At 63.9% G+C, this 20,926-nt stretch carries 20 protein-coding genes; 9 read left to right on the top strand and 11 right to left on the bottom strand.

Annotation, left to right across the window (positions count from 1 at the left end):
* The first annotated feature begins 68 nt into the window (after window positions 1–68).
* Window positions 69–593: a DUF6496 domain-containing protein gene (locus tag B0G69_RS29925; RefSeq protein ID WP_121323509.1), complete on the top strand. Its 525-nt coding sequence runs from the start codon at window positions 69–71 to the stop codon at window positions 591–593.
* Window positions 594–840: 247 nt separating this feature from the next.
* On the opposite strand, the gene B0G69_RS29920 is transcribed toward B0G69_RS29925, so the two are convergent.
* Window positions 841–2,169, bottom strand: a complete 1,329-nt coding sequence (locus B0G69_RS29920) for an aspartate aminotransferase family protein (protein ID WP_121323508.1) — start codon at window positions 2,167–2,169, stop codon at window positions 841–843.
* 216 nt (window positions 2,170–2,385) lie between these two features.
* Here B0G69_RS29920 and B0G69_RS29915 point away from each other — a divergent pair, with 216 nt between their 5' ends.
* The gene (locus B0G69_RS29915) at window positions 2,386–3,801 is read left to right on the top strand and encodes a PLP-dependent aminotransferase family protein (RefSeq protein ID WP_121323507.1); all 1,416 of its coding nucleotides are present in this window, start codon (window positions 2,386–2,388) and stop codon (window positions 3,799–3,801) included.
* Between the two features lie 19 nt (window positions 3,802–3,820).
* On the opposite strand, the gene B0G69_RS29910 is transcribed toward B0G69_RS29915, so the two are convergent.
* Window positions 3,821–4,444 (bottom strand): LysE family translocator, encoded by a 624-nt coding sequence (locus B0G69_RS29910; protein WP_121323506.1) that lies wholly within the window; start codon window positions 4,442–4,444, stop codon window positions 3,821–3,823.
* A gap of 221 nt (window positions 4,445–4,665) precedes the next feature.
* Window positions 4,666–5,052, bottom strand: coding sequence for a MerR family transcriptional regulator (locus B0G69_RS29905; RefSeq protein WP_121323505.1), 387 nt, complete (start codon window positions 5,050–5,052; stop codon window positions 4,666–4,668).
* 125 nt (window positions 5,053–5,177) lie between these two features.
* Between B0G69_RS29905 and B0G69_RS29900 the strand changes: the two genes are divergently transcribed.
* Together B0G69_RS29900 and B0G69_RS29895 are read left to right on the top strand one after the other, a co-directional pair.
* Window positions 5,178–6,086 carry an alpha/beta hydrolase gene (locus B0G69_RS29900; RefSeq protein ID WP_121323504.1) on the top strand — a complete coding sequence of 303 codons (909 nt, stop codon included), beginning with the start codon at window positions 5,178–5,180 and terminating at the stop codon, window positions 6,084–6,086.
* 24 nt (window positions 6,087–6,110) lie between these two features.
* Window positions 6,111–7,022, top strand: coding sequence for an alpha/beta hydrolase (locus B0G69_RS29895; RefSeq protein WP_121323503.1), 912 nt, complete (start codon window positions 6,111–6,113; stop codon window positions 7,020–7,022).
* A gap of 153 nt (window positions 7,023–7,175) precedes the next feature.
* Here the strand turns inward: B0G69_RS29895 and B0G69_RS29890 are convergent, their stop codons facing one another.
* Window positions 7,176–8,096, bottom strand: a complete 921-nt coding sequence (locus tag B0G69_RS29890) for an AraC family transcriptional regulator (protein WP_121323502.1) — start codon at window positions 8,094–8,096, stop codon at window positions 7,176–7,178.
* 188 nt (window positions 8,097–8,284) lie between these two features.
* On the opposite strand from B0G69_RS29890, the gene B0G69_RS29885 reads away from it, so the two are divergent.
* On the top strand, window positions 8,285–9,049 hold the full coding sequence (locus B0G69_RS29885) for an SDR family oxidoreductase (RefSeq protein WP_121323962.1): 765 nt from the start codon (window positions 8,285–8,287) through the stop codon (window positions 9,047–9,049).
* Between the two features lie 301 nt (window positions 9,050–9,350).
* Here B0G69_RS29885 and fabI read toward each other — a convergent pair whose 3' ends face one another.
* From fabI to B0G69_RS40770, 6 genes are all read right to left on the bottom strand, one after another.
* On the bottom strand, window positions 9,351–10,133 hold the full coding sequence (gene fabI / locus B0G69_RS29880; protein ID WP_121323501.1) for an enoyl-ACP reductase FabI: 783 nt from the start codon (window positions 10,131–10,133) through the stop codon (window positions 9,351–9,353).
* A gap of 2 nt (window positions 10,134–10,135) precedes the next feature.
* Window positions 10,136–11,314 (bottom strand): acetate/propionate family kinase, encoded by a 1,179-nt coding sequence (locus B0G69_RS29875; protein ID WP_121323500.1) that lies wholly within the window; start codon window positions 11,312–11,314, stop codon window positions 10,136–10,138.
* Window positions 11,315–11,323: 9 nt separating this feature from the next.
* Window positions 11,324–12,268 carry a phosphate acetyltransferase gene (locus B0G69_RS29870; protein ID WP_121323499.1) on the bottom strand — a complete coding sequence of 315 codons (945 nt, stop codon included), beginning with the start codon at window positions 12,266–12,268 and terminating at the stop codon, window positions 11,324–11,326.
* 78 nt (window positions 12,269–12,346) lie between these two features.
* Window positions 12,347–14,617, bottom strand: coding sequence for a DUF3141 domain-containing protein (locus B0G69_RS29865; RefSeq protein WP_121323961.1), 2,271 nt, complete (start codon window positions 14,615–14,617; stop codon window positions 12,347–12,349).
* 621 nt (window positions 14,618–15,238) lie between these two features.
* Window positions 15,239–15,520: a hypothetical protein gene (locus tag B0G69_RS40775; protein ID WP_147440789.1), complete on the bottom strand. Its 282-nt coding sequence runs from the start codon at window positions 15,518–15,520 to the stop codon at window positions 15,239–15,241.
* Between the two features lie 62 nt (window positions 15,521–15,582).
* A complete protein-coding gene (locus B0G69_RS40770) occupies window positions 15,583–16,029 on the bottom strand; it encodes a hypothetical protein (RefSeq protein ID WP_147440788.1) in 447 nt (148 codons plus the stop codon).
* A gap of 32 nt (window positions 16,030–16,061) precedes the next feature.
* Between B0G69_RS40770 and B0G69_RS29855 the strand changes: the two genes are divergently transcribed.
* On the top strand, window positions 16,062–16,832 hold the full coding sequence (locus B0G69_RS29855; protein ID WP_121323497.1) for a tetratricopeptide repeat protein: 771 nt from the start codon (window positions 16,062–16,064) through the stop codon (window positions 16,830–16,832).
* An 80-nt stretch (window positions 16,833–16,912) separates the two neighbouring features.
* On the opposite strand, the gene B0G69_RS29850 is transcribed toward B0G69_RS29855, so the two are convergent.
* Window positions 16,913–17,818, bottom strand: coding sequence for a LysR family transcriptional regulator (locus B0G69_RS29850; RefSeq protein ID WP_121323496.1), 906 nt, complete (start codon window positions 17,816–17,818; stop codon window positions 16,913–16,915).
* Between the two features lie 98 nt (window positions 17,819–17,916).
* On the opposite strand from B0G69_RS29850, the gene B0G69_RS29845 reads away from it, so the two are divergent.
* From B0G69_RS29845 to B0G69_RS29835, 3 genes are read left to right on the top strand one after another with little or no spacing between them, the layout of a single operon-like run.
* Window positions 17,917–19,221, top strand: a complete 1,305-nt coding sequence (locus B0G69_RS29845; RefSeq protein ID WP_121323495.1) for a citrate:proton symporter — start codon at window positions 17,917–17,919, stop codon at window positions 19,219–19,221.
* A gap of 25 nt (window positions 19,222–19,246) precedes the next feature.
* Window positions 19,247–20,608, top strand: coding sequence for an acyclic terpene utilization AtuA family protein (locus tag B0G69_RS29840; RefSeq protein ID WP_121323494.1), 1,362 nt, complete (start codon window positions 19,247–19,249; stop codon window positions 20,606–20,608).
* Window position 20,609: 1 nt separating this feature from the next.
* The gene (locus tag B0G69_RS29835) at window positions 20,610–20,921 is read left to right on the top strand and encodes a hypothetical protein (protein ID WP_121323493.1); all 312 of its coding nucleotides are present in this window, start codon (window positions 20,610–20,612) and stop codon (window positions 20,919–20,921) included.
* The last annotated feature ends 5 nt before the right edge of the window (window positions 20,922–20,926 follow it).

Below are 20,926 nucleotides of genomic sequence, written 5' to 3'. Positions count from 1 at the left end.
GGCAGACTCGCCGCCCGCGGCACAGCCGTTGCTACATGACAGATGCCACAGTCAACTGGAGAACCGTCATGCCAGAACAGAAAACCCTCAAGCGTGCCGCGGCCGACAAACGCGCCGGCAAGTCAGCGAGCACCCAGGCAGGAGAGTTCGTCAAGGAACAGGTCGACAAGGTGCGCGCCGGCAAGCACGGCGTCAGGTCGGCGAAGCAGGCGATCGCGATCGGCCTGTCGGAAGCGCGTCGCGCGGGCGTCGGCGTGAAGTCGCCGAAGAAAGGCACGGCGAGCGAGGCGACCCGCAAGAAAGCGGACAAGGACAACGCCGCCGGGCAGCACAAGAGCACGGCGCGCAAGAGCGCGAGCACGGAGCCGAGCGCGAAGCGCTCACGTGCCTCCACCAATGCGCTGAAGCGCGAAAGCAGCGCCGGGGCGTCGCCTGCGGCGATGTCGAAGCAGGCGAAATCGGCGGCGGCCAAACGCCCGGCGGCGAGCCGGTCAGCGGCGGCGAAGAAGGCTGCTGAGACGAAGGGTGCGGCGGCTCGGTCGGCGGCGGCGAAGAAGGCGGCGCATACGCGGGCTTCGCGGGCGCATCATTAACGAGGTGGCGCAGAGGCGGCTTCACGAGCGTTCCCATGAGAAGGCGGCGCGTGAGGAGCCATGCGTATGCATCACCGACGAATGCGACGCATACGCGAGTCTTGCGCGCGTCGTTCACGCTTGCTCGCGCGGGTGCACAACGTGTTCGCCGCCGGGCAGGCTCACGCGTCCTTTCAAAAGGAAACGGGCGCATGCAACGCTTGCGCCCGCTTTTACACCAGCCCCGCGCATACTGCGCGGTCGCCGCTTACTGCACGGTCGCCAGCACGTCACCCACGGTCTTGAAGATATGCGCGATCTGCTCTTCGTTGATGATGAGCGGCGGCGAAAACGCGAGGATGTCGCCCGTAAAGCGCACTAGCACACCCGCCTCGAAGCATTTGACGAACGCTTCGTAAGCCCGAGCGCCCGGTGCGCCGTCGCGTGATTCGAGTTCGACGCCCGCGATCAAGCCGAGGTTGCGCACGTCCTTCACGTGCTTCGCGCCGCGCAGCGAATGAGCGGCGGCCTCGAAGGTCGGCGCCAGTGTGGCTGCCCGCTCGAACAGGCCTTCGCGGCGATACAGGTCGAGCGTCGCCACCGCTGCGGCCGCTGCGGCCGGGTGAGCCGAATACGTGTAGCCGTGAAACAGCTCGATCGCGCCTTGCGCGCCACTGTTGACGATCGTGTCGTGGATCGTGCGGCTGGCCGCGACCGCGCCCATCGGAATCGACGCGTTGTTGATGGCCTTCGCCAGCGTGATCAGGTCGGGCGTGACGCCGAAGTATTCACTGGCAGTCGCTTTGCCGACCCGGCCGAAACCGGTGATCACTTCGTCGAAAATCAGTAGGATGCCGTGCTTCGTGCAGATTTCACGCAGCTTCTGCAGATAGCCTTGCGGCGGAATCAGGACGCCGGTCGAGCCGGCCACCGGTTCGACGATCACCGCGGCGATCGTCGACGCATCGTGCAGCGTGACGATGCGCTCCAGTTCCTCGGCCAGATGTGCGCCCCACGCGGGCTGACCCTTCGAGAACGCGTTGTGTTCGAGGTTGTGCGTATGCGGCAGATGATCGACCGCCGGCAGCAGCGCGCCGGAGAAGGTCTTGCGATTCGGCGCGATACCGCCGACCGAAATGCCGCCGAAGCCCACGCCGTGATAGCCGCGTTCGCGTCCGATCAGCCGGGTGCGCTGCGCTTCGCCGCGCGAACGGTGGTACGCGAGCGCGATTTTCAGCGCGGTGTCGACCGATTCCGAACCCGAGTTCGTGAAGAAGATGCGATCGAGGCCGGCCGGCATCAGTTCGGCGACCTTGGTGGCCGCCTCGAAGGCGAGCGGGTGGCCCATCTGGAAGGTCGGCGCGAAGTCGAGCGTCGACAGTTGCTGGGTGATCGCGGCGACGATCTCGTCGCGGCCGTGGCCGGCGTTCACGCACCACAGACCCGCGCAGCCGTCGAGCACTTCGCGGCCGTCCGTGCTGCGGTAGTACATGCCCTTGGCCGATTCCAGCAGGCGCGGCGCGGCCTTGAACTGGCGGTTGGCGGTGAAGGGCATCCAGAAGGACGACAGATCGTCGATGACGGGGCGCGAAGTCATGTGGGCATCTCCTCGAAGTGGTCTCCCCAAGGGGATTTTCCATTGGGGCATGGCGAAACTGTAGCGTTCGCGGTTTAATGGCGGCATAAACAGTTGACGTAGTGTGATGCCAACTGTGTTGGCGGATTGGCGCCAACTGTGTCGACGAGGAGGCGCCACGTCGGCCGCCTGGCCGCTTGCGGCGACCCGCCTCTTCGCCCCGATTTCGTGCTGACCATGATCGAACTAGAACTTGCGCGCGACCGGCGCGCCGCTCCCACGCTCGTCGAGCAAGTGGTACAAGGCTTCGCGCGCGCCATCGAGGCGCAGTCGCTGCGCGCGGGCGCGTTGTTGCCGTCGGTGCGGCAACTCGCGCAGAGCCATCAGCTGAGCACCTTCACGGTCACCGAGGCGTACAACCGGCTGGTGTCGATGGGCCTCGTGGTCGCGCGGCGCGGCTCCGGCTACCGCGTGGCGGCGCGCGCGCCGTCCACGCGCACGGCCGCCACCGACTGGCAGCCGCCGAGCCTCACCGCGACCTGGCTGCTGTCCGACGTGTTCGCCGACCATTCGGTGCCGATCAAAGCCGGCGGCGGCTGGCTGCCGAACGAGTGGATCAACGAGACCGGCTTGCAGCACGCATTGCGCGCGACGAGCCGGGTGCCGGCGGCGCGCCTCGGCGACTACGGGCATCCATACGGTTTCGCGCCGCTGCGCGAGCGGATCGCCGAACAGCTCGACCGGCGCGGCCTGCCCGTCGACGTTTCCAATGTGCTGCTCACGCAGGGTGCGACCCAAGGGCTCGATCTGATCGTGCGCACGCTGCTGCGCGCGGGCGATGTCGTGATCGTCGAAGATCCTGGCTACTGCAACCTGCTGCAGATTCTGAAGCTGGCGGGACTGGTCGTGCATGGCGTGCCGCGCACACCGGCGGGCGTCGATACGGACGTGCTCGAAGCGCTGGTCGCCGAGCACAAACCGAAGGCGATCTTCGTGAACACCACGCTGCAGAATCCGACCGGCGCGACTTTCGGCATGTCGGCGGCGTTCCGGCTGCTGCAGATCGCCGAACGCCAGCGCATGTGGGTAATCGAGGACGACGTGAGCCGCGAACTCGCGCCGTCCGGCGCGCCGCTCTTTGCCGCGATGGAAGGCCTGCAGCGCGTGCTCTACGTGGGCGGCTTTTCGAAAACGGTGACGCCGGGGCTGCGCTGCGGCTACGTGGTCGCCGAGCAGGCCGTGCTGCGCGAACTGGCGCGCACGAAAATGGCGGTGGGGCTGACGTCGTCGGAGGCGATCGAGCGGATCGTCGACAAGGTGCTGCTCGAAGGGCGTTACGCGCGTCATGTCGAAGCGGTCAACGAGCGGCTCAAGCTCGCGCACGCGAACGTCGAGGAGCGGCTCGATTCGCTCGGTCTCGAGGTGTTCCACCGGCCGCGCGCCGGGCTCTTTCTGTGGGCGCGTCTGCCGATCGAGGCCGGGCGGGCCGGCGAAGTGGCGACGGCCGCCCTGTCGCACGGCATCTGGCTCGCGCCGGGTTCCTACTTCCGTCCCGACGATGCGCCGAGCGCCTGGTTCCGTTTCAATGCGCCGTACTCGCTCGACGACGCGCTGTGGCGCTTCATCGAACGAGTCGGGCGAGGAACGCTCTAGGCTGGTCCGTTCAGCCCGATCAGGCGCTCACGCCGATCAGGCGCAGTGCGATCGGGTACAGCGAGAACACGAGCAACAGTGCCATCGCCACGTTGAAAATGCGCAAGCGCTTCGGGTCCGCCAGCACCTGGCGCATCGCGGTGCCGAAGCCGGCCCACAGGCAGATGCACGGAAAGCCGATCACGTAGAAGATCACCGCCATCGCAATGGCGTTCATGCTGTAGCTCTCGCTGAGATGGATCGTCGTGGCGGCGGTCAGCACCATCATCCATGCCTTCGGATTGACCCACTGGAACGCGATCGCTTCGTGAAAGCGCATCGGCCGGCGTTCGCCCGACTTCACCTTCAACTCGCCCGACGTGCCGATTTTCCACGCGAGATACAGCAGATAAGCGACGCTCGCGACTTCGAGCACCGTGTACAGCACGGGGAAATGGACGAAGGCTTCCCCGAGACCGATGCCGACCGACAGCATCAACAGCACGACGCCGAGACTGATGCCGGAAAGATGTGGCAGCGTGCGGCGAAAGCCGAAGTTGACACCCGAGGCGAGCAGCATGGTGTTGTTCGGGCCGGGCGTGATGGTGGTGACGAGCGCGAACAGAATGCCGGCGGGCAACGCACTGAGAGTGAAGTAAGACATGATGGCTCCGGTGTCGGCGAGAGGACAGTGGAGTACATTCTAGCGAGGTGGTCCGGTACAGTACCGGTACGGTTTTAAAGATGAAGGCCGGTACGGGCTCAGCAGGTTATGGACAGACAGCGGGACCGGCCGTCGTCGAACGACACTAAAAGTGAGATTCGCGCCAATGGAACGAACTCATGGAGAGGAGCTTCTTTGACCACCCGAGCGCCGCTACCGCGTCAGTCAATCGGCGGAATCGCGCCTTCCGACAAGGTCTTCAGGAGCCGTATGCGGCGCCGCTCGAGGTCGGCGATCTGACGTTCGATGGTTTCGAGGCGCTGCCGCTGGACATCGCTGATCTGGTCGCAGGTGCGGGCGCCTTCGAGCAGAAGCATGCAGTCCGGAAAACCGCGAATGTCCTCGATGGTGAAACCGGTCGCGATCATGCGCCGGATTTGCTTAACCTGCGTGACCGCCTTGTCGGGGAACATGCGGTAGCCATTGCTCCCACGCACCGAGGCGAGCAATTCGTGTTCGTCATAGTGGCGGATCGAACGAACGCTTGCGCCGGTGCGTTGCGAAAGCTCTCCGATTGTCAGCAATGTCTGCGCAGGCGTCTGGTTCATGTGGGGAGGCATCCTGTTCACGAGACAGGCCATCGTGCCCATAAAAAAGACTATCACGAATCGCTTGACCCTGACATCAGTGTGAGGCTCGAGACTAAGCGCTCTTTCTCTCTCGAGACCTCATCATGCTTACCCGAATGCTGAATTACCTGATGGCCGCCGCAGTCTCCGTGGCAACACTGTTGGCGACCACCCCCGATGCTTTAGCAGCCCCCACGAACTATAGGGTTACGTCGAAGGATGGCGTGAAGCTTGCCGTTCAGGAAAGCGGCAACCCCGACGGCCCGCCTGTCATTTTCATCCACGGTCTGCTCGGCAGTCGCCTGAACTGGGACGCGCAGGTGCAAAGCGCCGAATTGCGCCAGTACCGGATCATCACGTACGACCTGCGCGGCCACGGCCTCTCGGATAAACCGCCCGGTGCCGAGCCTTATCACGATGGGCGTCATTGGGCCGACGACCTCCAAGCCGTCATCGAGGGCTCGCATGCGACGAAACCCGTCGTGGTCGGTTGGTCGCTAGGCGGCGTGGTGATCTCCAACTACCTCGCAGCGTACGGAGATCGCAACATTGCTGGCGGCGTGTACGTCGACGGCGTGGTTGAACTCGCGCCGGGTCAGATCGTCGATCATCCCGACGTCTATCGGGACATGAATTCCCCGGACCTGAAGACCCATCTCGATGGCGAACGCACCTTCGTCGGGCTTTGTTTCAACCATCGTCCGGACAACGACACGTTTAGCCGTCTGCTCGCCAACGCCGCGATGGCATCGTGGGACATGCAGAAAGAAATTCCGGCGATGACGGCATTTGCCGCCGACGGGATTGCCAAGGCGCACGTGCCGCTGCTATTTATCTACGGCGGCCGTGACGCTCTGGTCGATACGCCTAAGACGCTGGCCCGCGCGAGCGCGCTGAATTCACACATTGAAACCAAGGTGTACCCCGACGCGGGCCACGCGTCGTTCGCCGAGGAACCCGATCGTTTCAATCACGATCTGGCCGAGTTCGTCAAATCGGCGTCCGCGAAATAAGCGCTGTTCTATCAGGAGGTACCCATGGCGCCCGAAATCGAACGAGCTGCTGAAGATGACTTCTTTCCAGGCTTCGCCAGGCTCGACATTGAAGCTGACAACGTCTCGTTTCGGGGCGCCATCGGCGGGAGTGGATCACCGGTTCTGCTGCTACACGGCTATCCGCAGACCCACGTTGCGTGGCGCTTGATCGCGCCGAGCCTCGCGAAATCGCACACCGTTATCGTGCCGGACCTGCCGGGATACGGCGCCAGCCGGCTCCACAACGATCAGCCACGATGGACCAAACGTCGCGTGGCCAGTGCACTCGTCGCGTTGATGGATCGGCTCGGGCACGAACGGTTCGCCGTGGTCGGCCATGACCGCGGCGCGCGCGCCGGGTACCGCCTTGCGCTGGATCAGCCTGAACGGGTCAGCCGCTATGCATCGCTGACCGTCGTGCCCACGCTCGATGCTTTCGCAAGTGTCGACAAGGCTTTTGCGCTTAGCGCGTGGCACTGGTTTTTTCTGGCGCAGCCTGCGGACCTTCCCGAGCGGATGCTGGCGAACCATCCTGATGCCTACATCGACGCAGCGCTTGCGAAGATGGCCGGAGGCCTCGAGCGAATCGATCCATTGGCGCTCGACGCCTATCGCACCGCATTCCGCAACCCCGACGTGCGTCACGCCATATGCGAAGACTATCGCGCCGCGGCGTCAGAGGATCTCGAACACGACGCGAACGACTTTGCAGTGGGCCGAAAGCTCACCTGTCCGGTGCTCGTGCTTTGGAGCGAGAGAGAACAGAAGGAAAGGAATATCTCGCCGCTCGATACATGGTCCAGATGGGCGGCGAATGTGACGGGCAGAGGAATGCCCGGCGGGCATCTGCTGCCTGAGGATGCCCCAAACGAGGTGTTGTCCGCCCTCGGTAGCTTCCTGAACAATAGGCTTTGACATTTCCGCTTGCTGCCCGGCCGATGCGTTGAGATAGCAAACCGTCTGTGAATGTTCGAAGAAGGAGCATTCGTCCTTGCCGATCGGATGGCCGGGTAAGGGTGCGGATTCAACCGGCGGATGCAACGAATCGATGGAATCGCTCTGCCGCTGTCATCGAAGTTCCATGGCGAGCATCGACTCAGACCAGGCGAACGCCGCCTTCATCTGCTCGACTTCTTCGGTCGGCGAGCGGCCGAACACGCGCTTGAATTCCCGGCTGAATTGCGAGGGGCTTTCATAGCCGACCGTTGCCGACGCAGCGGCTGCTGTCAACCCTGTGCGAATCATCAGCAGGCGTGCCTGGTGCAGCCGCGTCGACTTCAAATATTGAATCGGCGTCGTGTGGGTCACGGCCTTGAAATGGCGATGAAATGTCGGGACACTCATGCCGCTTTCGCCGCACAGGGTATCCACATCGATACGCTTGTCGTAATCAGTGTGGATACGGCGGAGCGCCCGCGCGATCTGCGAGAAATGACCGGAGGCCGCGAGCGACGCGCGCATGGCATCGCCTTGCTCACCGGTAAGCACGAGGAAGAATATTTCGCGTACGACTAGCGGCGCGACGATCCGGGCCTCCAACGGTGAGCCCAGTGCCTCCAGAAGACGAAGCAGCGTGTTCGACAGCCGGTTGTTCAGCGGGGTGGAATAGATGCCTCGCGGCGCCGCGGGTGGCTTCCTGCTGGACGTATCGACGGCCAGCATCAGGTCCGCGGTGATGCCCGGATCGAGGCGAAGCGTGACCGCGAGAAGCGGCTCCTCGGGCGTGGCCTCGGTTTCCGTAGAAAACGGCAATGGCACTGAGAGCACCAGATAGTGATTCGCATCGTAGAGAAAGACCTCGTCTCCAAGGAAGCCGCGCTTGGATCCCTGGCAGACGAGGACGATGCTCGGTTCGTACAGCACCGGCGTACGGCCTAGCGAGCGGTTCGAACGCATGAAGCTGACACCTGCCAGCATCGATGCCGTGTATCCCTCGTTTGGCGCCAGCCGCTCGATCAGCCCGACGATTCGTCTTTGCCTCGCCAGCATGCTTCCCCCAGTGTTTTCGATGGCGATGGCCAATATAGTCGATACGCGGGCAAGGCGCGCTCATTTGATACTTATAGGCAAGGGTGCGAGAACAGCAGCCATGGCTCACGAAAAATCCTGCATGTACATTGGACTCACTCTATTTCGAACTGTTCGTCAGATCGGTCGGCAAACCATCTTTTGAGGAAATGAATATGCAAGGCATCAATGAGGTTGAAGGTAAAGTTGCGATCGTCACGGGAGCAGCCAGTGGCATCGGGCGCGCAATCACCGAACTGCTCGTGGCACGTGGAGCCCGTGTAATAGCCGAGGATGTCGATCCGGCGGTCCTTGCAATGGAGAGCCCCAGCGTCGTGCCGCTCGTCGCCGATATCGCCGCGGAGGGCAGCGCCGAAAAAGCAGTGGCGCTCGCCATGGATCGATTTTCACGGCTGGATCTGCTCGTGAACAATGCGGGCATCATCATCAACAAGCTGGTGGTCGACATGTCGCGCGACGACTGGGAGCGGATCATGAATGTCAACGTGACCGGTGCTTTCCTGCATTCGCGCGAAGCCATGAAAGCGATGATTCCGCAACGTTCCGGCGCGATCGTCAATGTGGCTTCTTATGCGTCGTACTTTGCGTTCCCTACGATTGCCGCTTATACCGCGTCCAAAGCGGCACTAGCGCAGTTGACGCGAACGCTCGCGCTGGAGGCGATCGGGCACGGCATCCGGGTCAATGCTGTTGGCTCCGGCGACGTGCTCACACATATCCTCGACACCGTGGCACCCGACGGCAACGGCGTCGCTGCGTTAGCTGCGCATGGGAAAAGCGCGCCGATCGGTCGGGCAGCCGATCCGAAAGAAATCGCGGAAGTGGTGCTATTCCTTGCCTCCGAGCGAGCCAGTTTCATGGTCGGGTCGGTCGTGATGGCTGACGGCGGAATGAGCGTGAAGGTTGGCTCGTAACGATTGGTCGTAGCGGGGGGAGAGGTGGCGTTGCGGTGAACGAACGGCCGCTTGCAACTGGCAACGCGGCCGTGGGCGGTGGATTCACGTGAACCACCGAAAGGGCACCCCAGACTTTTCGCCTCGCCAGGGCGGCGGCCCAGGAGCGTCGTGCGAGCTAAAGACCAAATGAGTTTGACGTCAACCCGGCTGTTCAAGGACGTGGATTCAGTCATCCGAAGCGTGATCGACTCGATTTCAGGCGTCGACACGATCGCTGTGAATTAGCTTGACCAGGTGACCCAACAGAACGCGGCGCCCGCTACCCATTCATGATGCTAACGCCCCCATCGACAAAAATCGTATTCCCCGTCATCCTCCGCGCATAAGGCGTCGCGAGAAACGCGCAGGTATACCCGACATCCATGATATCCACGAGCTCGCCGATCGGCGCCCGCTCTGCCGCCTCGTTGAGCAGCAGATCGAAGTCCTTCAGCCCCGACGCCGCGCGTGTCTTCAACGGCCCCGGCGAGATCGGATGCACTCGAATGTGCTTCGGCCCGAGCTCGTGCGCGAGATAACGGCACGACGCTTCGAGCGCCGCCTTGACCGGGCCCATCAGATCGTAGTTGGGCACGACGCGCGCCGCGCCCAGGTAGCTCATCGCGAACAGCGATCCGCCTTCGTTCATCAGCGGCGCCGCGAGCCGCGCCATCCGGATGAACGAGTGACACGAGACATCCATCGCCTTCGCGAAGCCCTCGGCGGAGCTGTTGAGCAGACCGCCCTGCAGATCCTCCTTCGGTGCAAACGCGATCGAATGCACGGCGACGTCGAGCCGTCCCCAGCGTTCGCGGATCGTGTCGAACACGCTGTCGAGTTCGCCAGGCTTCGAGACGTCGAGCGGCAGCAGGAGCGACGCGCCGAGTTCTTCCGCGAGCGGTTCGACGTAAGTCTTCGCCTTGTCGTTCAGATAGGTGATCGCGAGGTCTGCGCCCAGCTCGCGGAACGCACGCGCGCAGCCATAGGCGATCGAGTGATCGTTGGCGATGCCGACGATCAGCACCTTGTGTTGCGCGAATAGCTGCGCGGATGGCTTGTCCATACTTATGCCTCCAATCGTTCGAGCGTGTGCCGGGCAATCATCAGTTCCTCGTTGGTCGGAATGACCCAAACGTCGACGGCGCTGTGTGCATCGCTGATACGCGGCCCGTGCCGCGCGTTCGCGCCCGCGTCGAGCGACACGCCGAGCCACGCGGCTGCGCGGCACACGCGTTCGCGAACCGGCGCCGCATATTCGCCGATGCCCGCGGTGAACACGATCGCATCGAGTCCGCCGAGCGCGGCCGCGAGCGAGCCGAGTTCGCGCGAAATCCGGTAGCAGAACAGATCGACTGCTTCGGCCGCGGCGGGCGCGTCGCTCGCGAGCAGCGTGCGCATGTCGCTCGAAATGCCGGAGACGCCGAGCAGCCCCGAGCGCTTGTACAGCACCGAGCCGATCGCGTGCGCATCCATCTGCGCTTGTTCGATCATCCACAGCACGACGCCGGGGTCGAGGCTGCCCGAGCGGGTGCCCATCACGAGTCCTTCGACGGCGGTGAAGCCCATCGTGCTCGCGACGCTCCTGCCTTGATCCAGCGCCGTCATGCTCGCGCCGTTGCCGAGATGCAGCACGACCGTCTTGCCGCGCGCCGCCCGCTCGCTGAATTGCGGCAGCACGCTCGCCACATACTCGTACGACAAACCATGGAAACCATAGCGCCGCACGCCGCGGCTCGTGATGTCAGGCGGTAGCGCATAGCGGGTCGCGACGGCCGGCTGCGTGTGGTGGAACGCAGTGTCGAAGCAGGCGATCTGCGGTACGAGAGGATTGCGCGCCGTGATCGAACGGATCGCCGCGAGATTGTGCGGTTGATGAAGCGGCGCAAGCGGCACGAGCGCTTCGAGCGCGGCCAGCACTTCAGTGTCGACCCGTACGGGCTCGGCATAACGGTCCCCGCCATGCACGACGCGATGGCCGACGGCCGCCAATGTCGAGGCGCCGGCGTGCGCGCGCAGCCAGTCGAACAGGAACGCGATCGCGTCGTCGTGACCGAGGAGTTCGCCCGCCGGCCAGCGCCGATCGTCGATCACTTCGCCGTCGTGCCGCTTCACCAGCAGGCGCGGCGCGGTGTAAAGCTCTTCGAGCTTGCCGCCCGCGATCGGATCGAGCGTGGCGCCGTTCACCGAGAACGCCTGGAATTTGATGCTCGACGAGCCGGAGTTGATGACAAGAATGACGTCCATGCCGCCGCCTCAGACGACGACGGCGGCGGCTAGCGCCTCGCGCCGCGCGAGCGCGACGAGCGAAGCCACCGCGCAGGACGCGAGCCGCGTCATCACCGAATCGGCGCGGCTCGTCAGAATGATCGGCACTTTCGCGCCGAGCACGATGCCGGCGGCGTCCGCGCCCGCGAGAAACGACAGACTCTTGGCGAGCAGGTTGCCCGCTTCGAGATCCGGCACCACGAGGATGTTCGCGCGCCCCGCGACAGGCGACGCGATGCCCTTGATTGTCGCGGCCTCGACGCTGATCGCGTTGTCGAGCGCGAGTGGGCCGTCGAGGATGCCGCCCGTGATCTGCTGCCGGTCGGCCATCTTGCACAGCGCGGCCGCGTCGAGGGTCGACGGCACTTTCGAGTTGACGGTTTCCATCGCCGAGAGAATCGCGACGCGAGCCTCAGGAAAGCGCAGCGCGTAGGCCAGGTCGATCGCGTTCTGCACGATGTCGCGCTTCTCGTCGAGCGTCGGCGAGATGTTGACGGCCGCGTCGGTGATGATGAGCGCGTCCTCGCGGCCTGGCACGTCCATCACGAAGCAATGGCTCACGCGGCGTTCGGTGCGCAGCCCGGTGCCGCGCGCGACCACTTCCGCCATCAGTTCGTCGGTGTGCAGCGAGCCCTTCATCAGCGCCTGTGCCAGGCCTTCGTGCACGAGTTGCACGGCGGCGGCCGCGGCGGCGTGGCTGTGCGGCGCATCGACGATCGGCAGATCGCCAAGATCGAGATCACCTGCCTGCGCCGCGGCCATGATCTTCGCGCGTGGTCCGACGAGAATCGGTGCGATCAGCCCGAGCCGCGCCGCTTCGATGAGCGCCGACAGCGAATCGTGATCGACGGGATGCGCGACCGCCGTCGGCGTTGGCGGCAGCGTTGCGGCAAATGAGACGAGCCGTTCGTATTTCTCGCGCTTGTGTTCCATGTGACGGACCCTCGATGTCTCAACGTGATGGCACCCGGCGACGATGCGGCGCTAGGCGAACTGACAGTGACGCGCATGTTATTCGACCTTCTGACTAACCTCGCTACGCTGCGTCGTTTTCGCTTTCTCCGCGGCTTTGAAAATGGCCAGCACATGATCGAGGTCGGCGCGTTCGTGCTCATCGAGGACGAGTGTCGCGGAGAGCTGCTCGAGGTGATGCGCGGCGGAGCGTACTTCGGCCGACGGCACGCCCTTCAGCATGCCGGGCAGCGCTTCGATAGCGGCGTCGCTGTCGAAGCGCAGCAACGCGGCCTGCTCGCGCACCACCGTTTTGAACGCCAGAATCCCGCGATCGGAGAGCGTGCCGAGCAGCGCCCGCGCGAGATTGAAGCGGCGCTCGTCGGCTTCGCCATGCGTGCGGCGCACGAACAGCAACGCGCGCACGCTCGCTTCGATCAGACCGCCCGTCGTCATCGCCGCGCGCAGGCGCTGATGCTCGGCCACGATTGCCGCGTCGGGTTCCTGCGCCGCGTCCGGCTGCGACACGGTGGCTTCTTCGGTGCTGCCCGCGGCGGGAAGGCCCGCCAGCGCCTGCAGCCAGGGCGCGCCGTAGATCGTCTCGAACGTCTGCTCGACCGCCGCGTCGCGCATGTCGCGGTAGTAATCGAGCGAGGCTTCGATCGCATTCGACATGAGCGTCTGCATCTGCCAGAACGGATTGTCGGCGGCGACGCTTTTGCGCTCCTGCTTCACGCTGTCGGCGAGATGAGCGACGCTCGACGCGAGCGGATTGCGGTCGGACCAGGACTCGTAGGGTACGCGCAGCGGGTGGAACCGGCTGGCCAGATCGGCGGACCACGGCGTCGTGCAGGCGTGCAGCCATGGCTGCACGAAGCTGCGGTACAGGTCGAGATTGAGGTTGGACACATAAGCGGCCGTCGCGAAGCGGCGGTCGCTCGCCGGGTCGGGTTGCACGATCGCGCGCACGTCGTCGACGCTGCGCCGCGTGACGGCCAGCACATGCTCGCCTTCGACGAGTTCCGCGTGGAGCGTGGTGGCGGCTTTCCTGCCCATCTGCGCTTCATACACACCCGACGGAAGCAGATCGATCAGATCGATATTGCTGACGAACTCGTGATGCTCCTTGCGTCCCGTGCTGCTCGACACAAAAATGCCGAGGTGCCCGATGCTGTCGTGCGTGGCATACACGATCGTCTGGTCGTGGGCGAAGACATCGGCGTCGTCGCGATACAGGTCGGTGATCCAGCCGAGCGCTTGCGGCGGTGGCGTGATGTTGTCGCCGTAGGAGCAGAACACGACGATCGGCGAACGGATGTTGCGCAGATCGAGGCGAATCCCGTCCGACGTGACGATTTCGCCCTGAACGAGCCGGTTGCCGACGAACAGGTTATCGACGATGTACTGCATTTCCGCCGCGTTCAGGAATACATGGCCGCCCCAGTACTTCTCGAAGCCGAGATAGCGCTGCGCTTCGCTGTCGACGTTCGCGTAGAGGTTGTACTGCTTGTGCCACAGCGTGTTGGCCGGATTCATGTTCTCGAAATTCTGCACGAGCCATGCACCATCAAAGCGGCCGGCGCCGAGGTCGCCGGTCAGCGCGGTGAGCCATGAACCGCCGAGCAGCCCGCCGGAATAGCGCATCGGATTCTTGCCGCGCCAGCCGGCCCAATACGACACCGGCGCGCCGGCGACGATGATCGGGCCGAACAGCTCCGGCCGCATCGCGGCTGTCATCAGCACCTGCCAGCCGGCCTGGCAATTGCCGATCACGGCGGGCTTGCCGGGGCTGTCCGGGTGCAACTCGATGACTTTTTCGAGGAACGTCGCTTCGGCGCGCATGACGTCTTCGACGGTCTGGCCCGGCACCGGGTCGGGCAGAAAGCCGACGAAGTAGCACGTGTGTCCGGCGCGCAAGGCGGCGCCGATCTCGCTCTCGCGCTTGAATCCGCCGATGCCCGGGCCGTGCCCCGCACGCGGGTCGAATACGACGAACGGGCGCAGGCGCCCTGGGTCGCGCGCGCTGGCGGCGTCGCGCGCGGGCTTGAGGTCGTCAGGGGCGACGATGCGCACGAGGCCATAGTTGACGGGCCGCGGCAACGTTCTTCCGTCGACGATCAACTCGGCGGCGAAGTCGAGCACGTTGGGCGTATCGTCGAGCAGGTGCGCCTGATACTGGTTGCCGCGCTCGCGCAGCACGTCGGCGAACAGGACGCCGCGTTGCCAGGCATCGATGGAGTACTCGACGGCGGCCTGCACGAGCGGCACGCCATAAGAAATGGGAAAAGCGCCAAAGTCAGGCGGGGCGGATTGCGGTTGTGGCTGGGTCATCGTCGCTCCGAATTCCCTCAGATAGTCGGCCCGGCCCTGTCGCATCCATGTGCGCGATATGACGCGGCTGGCGCGGAACTGGGCGAGACAGGGCGCGCCTTGTCCAAAAGCGCGGTTTTCACCAGGATCAGCGATAAAACGGGCAGCGCAACTACGCGGCGCGCGAGCCTCGACGTGGCGTGTCACATGCGTGACATGAACTCGCCACGGTGTGTGTTGCGCCGCACCAGCCAACCCAGTTTAGACGGTGAAGGTTCCACTGGCAAACCGGAAATGCCAGCGAGTGCGCGGAGCGAGCGCGCTGTCGCGGTGCGTGCCGCGTCGCGTGGACCTGGCGAGCCCGTTTTATGCGGAAACCGGCGGCAGCGTATGCGCACTTCGCCTGAAGCGATCCACGAGAAAAGTCGAGGAAGGCTCGCGCGCGCCAGCGGACAGATTGCCGTGCTGCCCGAACAGGACGAAGAACTCCCCTTGGGAGAAGCGCTCCCTTTTCACCTGCGTTTTACCGTAAGGGCCTTTTAATCCGCTCGGCCGGATGGACCATCGGGTCGGCGTGAATTCGGTCTGCAATCGCGACAGGAACGACTGTCCGAGCAAACCGTCGATGCCTGTGCCCAAAGGCTAACCGTCGCGATTGTCGACCGTCAGTGCGACATGATCCCCCTTGGCGCGGCCGCTCGCCTGGCAGCGCATGAAGTCGTACTGCGGATTGATGTTGTCGGTCTCAACGAGACGGTCCGCGATTTTCACAGCGGCGCTATCGTCGCTGACTGCCATCAGGTCGTTCACTGCCGCATTCAGAAAACCGTCCATCCGGCCGCACTGGTCCACGAACTGGATCAGCGCGTTCGCCGCTTCGCGACGGTAGCCGGCACGTTCGAGTCGCGCCGCCAACGTGTTCATCGCGTCGCGATTGCACGGGTCCCGTCCTGACTGGGACAGTGCGCGCGAGGTATGCAACGTGGTCAGTTCGCTCGCGGCCACGGCGCTCGGATGGCATGGATCGACGGCGCCTTTGAGTTTTCCGGGATAGATTGGCCGCAGCCGCCAATTGAAAGCAGGAGCGACAATCCACCGATACCGAACAGCGATGCGATACCCGGCGTGCATGAATGCCCACTGCGTTTGCCTATGCCCTGATTGGCGAGTTTCGCTCGAAGCCTGACTAGAAGCGGGAGCAGGCGCATGAAAGCTTGATGACGTTCTTTATCGTTCTGAGCCGCATAGGCTGATCTGTTATCGTCGGTTATGGTCGAGCCACCGCTATTCTGGAAAACAATCTGGTTAATGTCGATCAATGTATTGGCCGAATGCCTGAAGGTATTGGCGGAGCTGAGCGTCGTGCGAACGCCCCGCTGTAATAAACTCATCGATAAAGGATCAGCGCGGCCATGTCCGGCAGGTGCTCTCATCGGCTCGAAGGTTCAACGAAGGTTAAATACACATGCCATATTTCTTTGGAATCGGTCTTCACGTCATCGTTGCGATCTGCTTTGCGGTGCATGCGGTGCGCAGCCGGCAGGGTCTGTACTGGCTTTTCATTCTGTTCGCTTTCCCAATGCTGGGCAGCGTGGTCTATCTGTTCGCCATCTACCTGCCGAGCCTGCGCCAATCGCGCGGCGCGCGTGCGGCCACGCAAGCCATCACGCAATTTGTCGACCCCAATCGCGCGGTGCGCGAGGCGCGCGCGCAATTCGACCGCGCGCCTACTGTCCAGCACCGTATGCGGCTCGGCGAAGCCCTGCTGGCAGCCGGTAACGCCAGCGAAGCGCTCGAGCACTATCAGGCCGCCGCAAACGGGCCGTTCGCCAACGACCCGGCGTTACTGCTCGGCCTGGGTCGCGCGCAGTTTGCAATGGGCAACTACACGGCGGCCGACGCGACGCTGGCAAGCCTGTTCGCGGCCAATCCGCAGGCCCGCAATCAAGGCGAGCCGGCGCTGCTGTATGCCCGCACGCTCGCCGCGCTGGGGTCGCCCGGCACACGTGCCGCCTTTGAGCAGGCATTGACCTGCGCGAACGACGTGGCGCCGCGCTGTCTGTTCGCGGACTGGCTGGCGGCGCAGCCGGATGCGGCGGATCGTCAGCGAGCGGATCAGCTGTACGCGGAAATCGTTCAGGATGCCAAACACTGGCCGCGCCACGCACGCGAGCACAACCGGGAGTGGCTGCAGCGCGCACAAAGCGGGTTGGCGATGGCATCGACCCGCAGATGAGCGGCTAGCGAACGGTTGAAGAGCGAGCCGCCGGACAGCGAGTTTCGGCTCGCGCTGGGTTTGTTCGCCTCAGCACGCGGCTATGATCGGCGACGCGTCGCGCCGATTTTCTTCTTCATCGCCGCGATGAACTTTTCTGTGACCGGAGGCAGCGTGCGCCCGCGCTTCTTGATCAGCGTGATCGGCCGCACGAACGCCTGGTCGCCGATCGGCCTTGCAACCAGCCCCGGTTCGGCGAGCACTTCCCGCGCCGTGGCAGGCAGGATCGTCACACCCAAGCCGCCGCGCACCATCGCTACCGCAGTCATCATGTAGGTCGGCTCGCACGCGATCTCAGGCGCGTAGCCGCAGTTTTCAAACGCGACATCGACAACCGCTCTGACGCTCGTCCCCTGTGCGGTCAGCACGAGCGGCACGCGGGCAAGCTCTTCGAGCTTCACGCGCCGCCCGCGCGCCAGCGGATGCTCTTTCGGGCACACCACCACCAGGCGATCGACGCCGGCATGCAACACTTCGAATGCCGTGTCGGAGAGATCGCCGCCTGTCAATCCGATGTCGACCTCTTCGCTGCGCACCAATGCATTCACTCGGTCCGCCACGACGTCGCGAATGTAAAAGCGCGCGCGCGGCACCTCCTGCTTCAGATCCTGGATCAGTTCGGGCAGCACGCTTGCGGCAAAGGTCGGCAGACACGCGAGTCTCACCGTACCGCTCGTCCCTTCACCGAGCGCGCGGGCGTCGCTCAATACATGCTCCATGTCCTGAAGCGACTTTTGCAGCACCGGCAAGAGTTCGCGGCCCGCCGGTGTCAGCGTGACGTTCCTGCTGTTGCGGTCCAGCAGCCGCACGCCAACCGTCTGCTCCAGACGCCGAATCTGCACGGTCAGCGCGGGCTGCGAGACATTCAGGCGCGTGGCGGCGCGCGTGAAGCTGGCCGCGTGCGCCACGGCGATGAAAGCGCGAACATCACGGAAGGTCAGATCCATTACGTTTTGTGATCGTTGCAATCAAATCATTTCAATTGCTTTATTGTAGGCGTGAAATTACGCTGGGCCCACTAAAAGACAAATCTGGAGACAAGCTCATGCTTCCATTGCTGGGGCTGGCAACTATCGTCGTCCTGTTGGGGGCGATCCTTTCCAAACGCATGTCGCCGCTCGTCGCGCTCATCATCGTGCCTATTGCCGCTTCGCTGATCGGCGGGTTCGGCTTTCAGACGAGCAAATTCGTGATCGACGGATTGAAGAATCTCGCGCCGGTGGTCGGCATGTTCGTGTTCGCGATTCTGTATTTCGGCACCATTACCGACGCGGGCACGCTGGACCCGATCATCGACCGGATACTGCGCGCGGTAGGCACGAAACCGACGCGCATCGTGATGGGCACGACGCTGCTCGCGCTGCTGATTCATCTGGACGGCTCCGGCGCCGTGTGCTTTCTCGTGACGATTCCCGCGATGCTGCCGCTCTACGATCGCCTGAAGATGGATCGGCGCGTGCTTGCCGCCGCGGTTTCGATGGCGGCGGGCATCAACTTTCTGCCGTGGACCGGGCCGATGATCGGCGCGTCGGCGTCGCTGCATCTGCCGATCTCGGCGCTGTTCAATCCGCTGATTCCCGTGCAGATCGTCGGACTCGTCTTTGTGTTCGGCATGGCATTCTGGCTCGGCCGGCGCGAAGAAAAGCGTCTCGGGTATCGCCGCGCGGACGGCGCGGTGCCGATGCCGAGGCGCGAACTTACACCGGAAGAACAGGCGCTGCGGCGGCCAAAGAATTTCTGGTTCAACATTGTCCTGACGCTGCTGGTGCTCGGCACGATGGTCGTGCTCGGAGAAAAGGTCCCGCCCGCGATCATGTTCATGGTGGGCCTGTGCATCGCGTTGATGGTGAACTATCCGAACGTGGAGATGCAGCGCAAGCGTATCGACGCACATGCGCGCGCCGCGCTCATGATGGCCGGCATTCTTCTCGCGGCGGGCGTATTCACCGGCATCATGCAGGGCAGCGGCATGCTCAAGGCAATGGCGCAGGCGGCTGTCGGCTTCGTCCCGCAGGCGATGGCGAGCCATATCCCGGTCGCGTTGGGCCTCGTGTCGATGCCGCTCAGTATGTTGTTCGATCCCGACTCTTTTTACTTCGGCGTACTACCGGTGGTGGCCGAAGTCGCGGGACAGCTCGGCGTGCCGGCGGTGCACGTCGGCCAGGCCGCGTTGCTCGGCCAGATGACCACGGGTTTTCCGGTGAGTCCGCTCACGCCTGCGACGTTTCTCGTCGTCGGGCTGTGCGGTATCGATCTCGCCGATCACCAGAAATTCAGCTTTCCATTGCTGTTCGGCGCGTCGATCGTCATGACGATCGCGTGCGTCGTGCTCGGCGTGTTTCCCCTTTGAGTCCTTTTCGACAGGCGGTATCCGTATGACGACAACTCAACACCCACGCCGCGTGCGCATCGGCGCAGGCGCGGGTTATTCAGGCGACCGGATCGAACCCGCGGTCGAACTGGCCGAATCCGGCAAGCTCGACTACCTCGTGTTCGAATGCCTTGCCGAGCGGACGATCGCGCTTGCCCAGCAGAGCCGCCGCAAAGACCCTGAACTCGGCTACGATCCGCTGCTGGAGGCGCGCATGAGGGCGGTGTTGCCGATCGCCGCGCGCAACGGCGTGCGCATCATTTCCAACATGGGCGCGGCGAATCCGCGAGCGGCCGCGCGCAAAACCGCGCAGATCGCGCGCGAACTCGGACTTGGCGGGCTGAAGATCGCCGCGGTCACCGGCGATGATGTGCTCGACGTCGTGCAGCGAGGTCATTTCAATTTCGAGGAGTCGGGGCAAAGCGTCGCGTCGCTCAACGATCGTATCGTTTCGGCGAACGCGTATCTCGGCGCCGCGCCGCTTGTCGCCGCGCTCGCGGCCGGCGCGGACATCGTGCTGACGGGGCGCGTGGCGGACCCGTCGCTTTTCACCGCGCCGCTGATCCACGAATTCGGCTGGAAGATGGACGACTGGAACACGCTGGGACAAGCGACCGTCGTCGGGCATTTGCTCGAATGCGCGGGGCAGGTGACAGGCGGCTATTTCGCCGACCCGGGCTTCAAGGATGTGCCGAATCTTGCCCGCCTCGGATTTCCGATTGGCGAGGTGAGCGAGGATGGTTCCGTCATCGTCACGAAAGTCGCGCAGGCGGGCGGTCGCGTGACCGAGGCGACCTGCAAGGAGCAACTGATCTATGAGATTCACGACCCGGCGCGCTATCTGCAGCCTGATGTCGTGGCGGATTTCACCGGCGTTCGCGTAAGTGAGGAAGCGCCGGATCGTGTCCGCGTGACTGGCGGACGCGGCACGCCGCGCACCGATACGCTCAAGGTTTCAGTGGCGTATACCGACGGATACATCGGGGAAGGACAGATTTCGTATGGCGGTCCGGGCGCTGTCGAGCGCGGCCGGCTCGCGCTCGATATCGTGCGTGAGCGGCTGCAACTGACCTGCGTCCAGACGAGTGAGCTGCGATTCGATCTGATCGGTGTGAACGCGTTGCATGGCGAGACTGCGGGCACAGCGGGCGGCACAGAGCCGAACGAAGTGCGCGCGCGCGTGACTGGGCGCACCGCGTCGGCGGAGGAGGCGCTGCGGATTGGCAACGAAGTGGAAACACTGTATACGAATGGACCCGCAGGCGGCGGAGGCGTCACCCGGTTGACGCGAGAAGTCCTCGCGGTTCAGTCCGTATTGCTGCCGCGCGTCGACGTCGCTCCGGCATTCGAGTTTGTGGAGGCATGAAATGAAACTGCGAGAACTTGCCCATTCCAGAACGGGTGACAAGGGCAATACGTTGAACGTGTCGGTCATTTGTTACGACGCGAGCCACTATGAACATCTGCGGCGCCAGTTATCAGCGGATCGCGTGAAATCGCATTTGCGCGACGTCGTGCGTGGCGAGGTCGTGCGCTATGAATTGCCGCATCTCGCGGCATTCAATTTCGTACTGGGCGAGGCGCTTGGCGGCGGTGTCACGCGTTCGCTCGCGCTCGATGCGCATGGCAAGTCGTTGAGCTCGGCGCTGATGGGGCTGGATATTGCCGAGTTGCCTTGAATAAA

The sequence above is a fragment of the Paraburkholderia sp. RAU2J genome, assembly GCF_003634845.1.
In the GTDB taxonomy this organism is placed as follows: Bacteria; Pseudomonadota; Gammaproteobacteria; order Burkholderiales; family Burkholderiaceae; genus Paraburkholderia; species Paraburkholderia fynbosensis.
Note: the sequence above shows the minus strand (reverse complement) of the source record. Positions and strands in the feature narration are given on the sequence as shown.

What these genes read in the sequence shown, in the direction of transcription:
- B0G69_RS29925 (WP_121323509.1), top strand. Translation starts at nt 69, where the DNA reads ATGCCAGAACAGAAAACCCTCAAGCGTGCCGCGGCCGACAAACGCGCC.
- B0G69_RS29920 (WP_121323508.1), bottom strand. Translation starts at nt 2,169, where the DNA reads ATGACTTCGCGCCCCGTCATCGACGATCTGTCGTCCTTCTGGATGCCC.
- B0G69_RS29915 (WP_121323507.1), top strand. Translation starts at nt 2,386, where the DNA reads ATGATCGAACTAGAACTTGCGCGCGACCGGCGCGCCGCTCCCACGCTC.
- B0G69_RS29910 (WP_121323506.1), bottom strand. Translation starts at nt 4,444, where the DNA reads ATGTCTTACTTCACTCTCAGTGCGTTGCCCGCCGGCATTCTGTTCGCG.
- B0G69_RS29905 (WP_121323505.1), bottom strand. Translation starts at nt 5,052, where the DNA reads ATGAACCAGACGCCTGCGCAGACATTGCTGACAATCGGAGAGCTTTCG.
- B0G69_RS29900 (WP_121323504.1), top strand. Translation starts at nt 5,178, where the DNA reads ATGCTTACCCGAATGCTGAATTACCTGATGGCCGCCGCAGTCTCCGTG.
- B0G69_RS29895 (WP_121323503.1), top strand. Translation starts at nt 6,111, where the DNA reads ATGGCGCCCGAAATCGAACGAGCTGCTGAAGATGACTTCTTTCCAGGC.
- B0G69_RS29890 (WP_121323502.1), bottom strand. Translation starts at nt 8,096, where the DNA reads ATGCTGGCGAGGCAAAGACGAATCGTCGGGCTGATCGAGCGGCTGGCG.
- B0G69_RS29885 (WP_121323962.1), top strand. Translation starts at nt 8,285, where the DNA reads ATGAATATGCAAGGCATCAATGAGGTTGAAGGTAAAGTTGCGATCGTC.
- fabI (WP_121323501.1), bottom strand. Translation starts at nt 10,133, where the DNA reads ATGGACAAGCCATCCGCGCAGCTATTCGCGCAACACAAGGTGCTGATC.
- B0G69_RS29875 (WP_121323500.1), bottom strand. Translation starts at nt 11,314, where the DNA reads ATGGACGTCATTCTTGTCATCAACTCCGGCTCGTCGAGCATCAAATTC.
- B0G69_RS29870 (WP_121323499.1), bottom strand. Translation starts at nt 12,268, where the DNA reads ATGGAACACAAGCGCGAGAAATACGAACGGCTCGTCTCATTTGCCGCA.
- B0G69_RS29865 (WP_121323961.1), bottom strand. Translation starts at nt 14,617, where the DNA reads ATGACCCAGCCACAACCGCAATCCGCCCCGCCTGACTTTGGCGCTTTT.
- B0G69_RS40775 (WP_147440789.1), bottom strand. Translation starts at nt 15,520, where the DNA reads ATGAACACGTTGGCGGCGCGACTCGAACGTGCCGGCTACCGTCGCGAA.
- B0G69_RS40770 (WP_147440788.1), bottom strand. Translation starts at nt 16,029, where the DNA reads ATGAGAGCACCTGCCGGACATGGCCGCGCTGATCCTTTATCGATGAGT.
- B0G69_RS29855 (WP_121323497.1), top strand. Translation starts at nt 16,062, where the DNA reads ATGCCATATTTCTTTGGAATCGGTCTTCACGTCATCGTTGCGATCTGC.
- B0G69_RS29850 (WP_121323496.1), bottom strand. Translation starts at nt 17,818, where the DNA reads ATGGATCTGACCTTCCGTGATGTTCGCGCTTTCATCGCCGTGGCGCAC.
- B0G69_RS29845 (WP_121323495.1), top strand. Translation starts at nt 17,917, where the DNA reads ATGCTTCCATTGCTGGGGCTGGCAACTATCGTCGTCCTGTTGGGGGCG.
- B0G69_RS29840 (WP_121323494.1), top strand. Translation starts at nt 19,247, where the DNA reads ATGACGACAACTCAACACCCACGCCGCGTGCGCATCGGCGCAGGCGCG.
- B0G69_RS29835 (WP_121323493.1), top strand. Translation starts at nt 20,610, where the DNA reads ATGAAACTGCGAGAACTTGCCCATTCCAGAACGGGTGACAAGGGCAAT.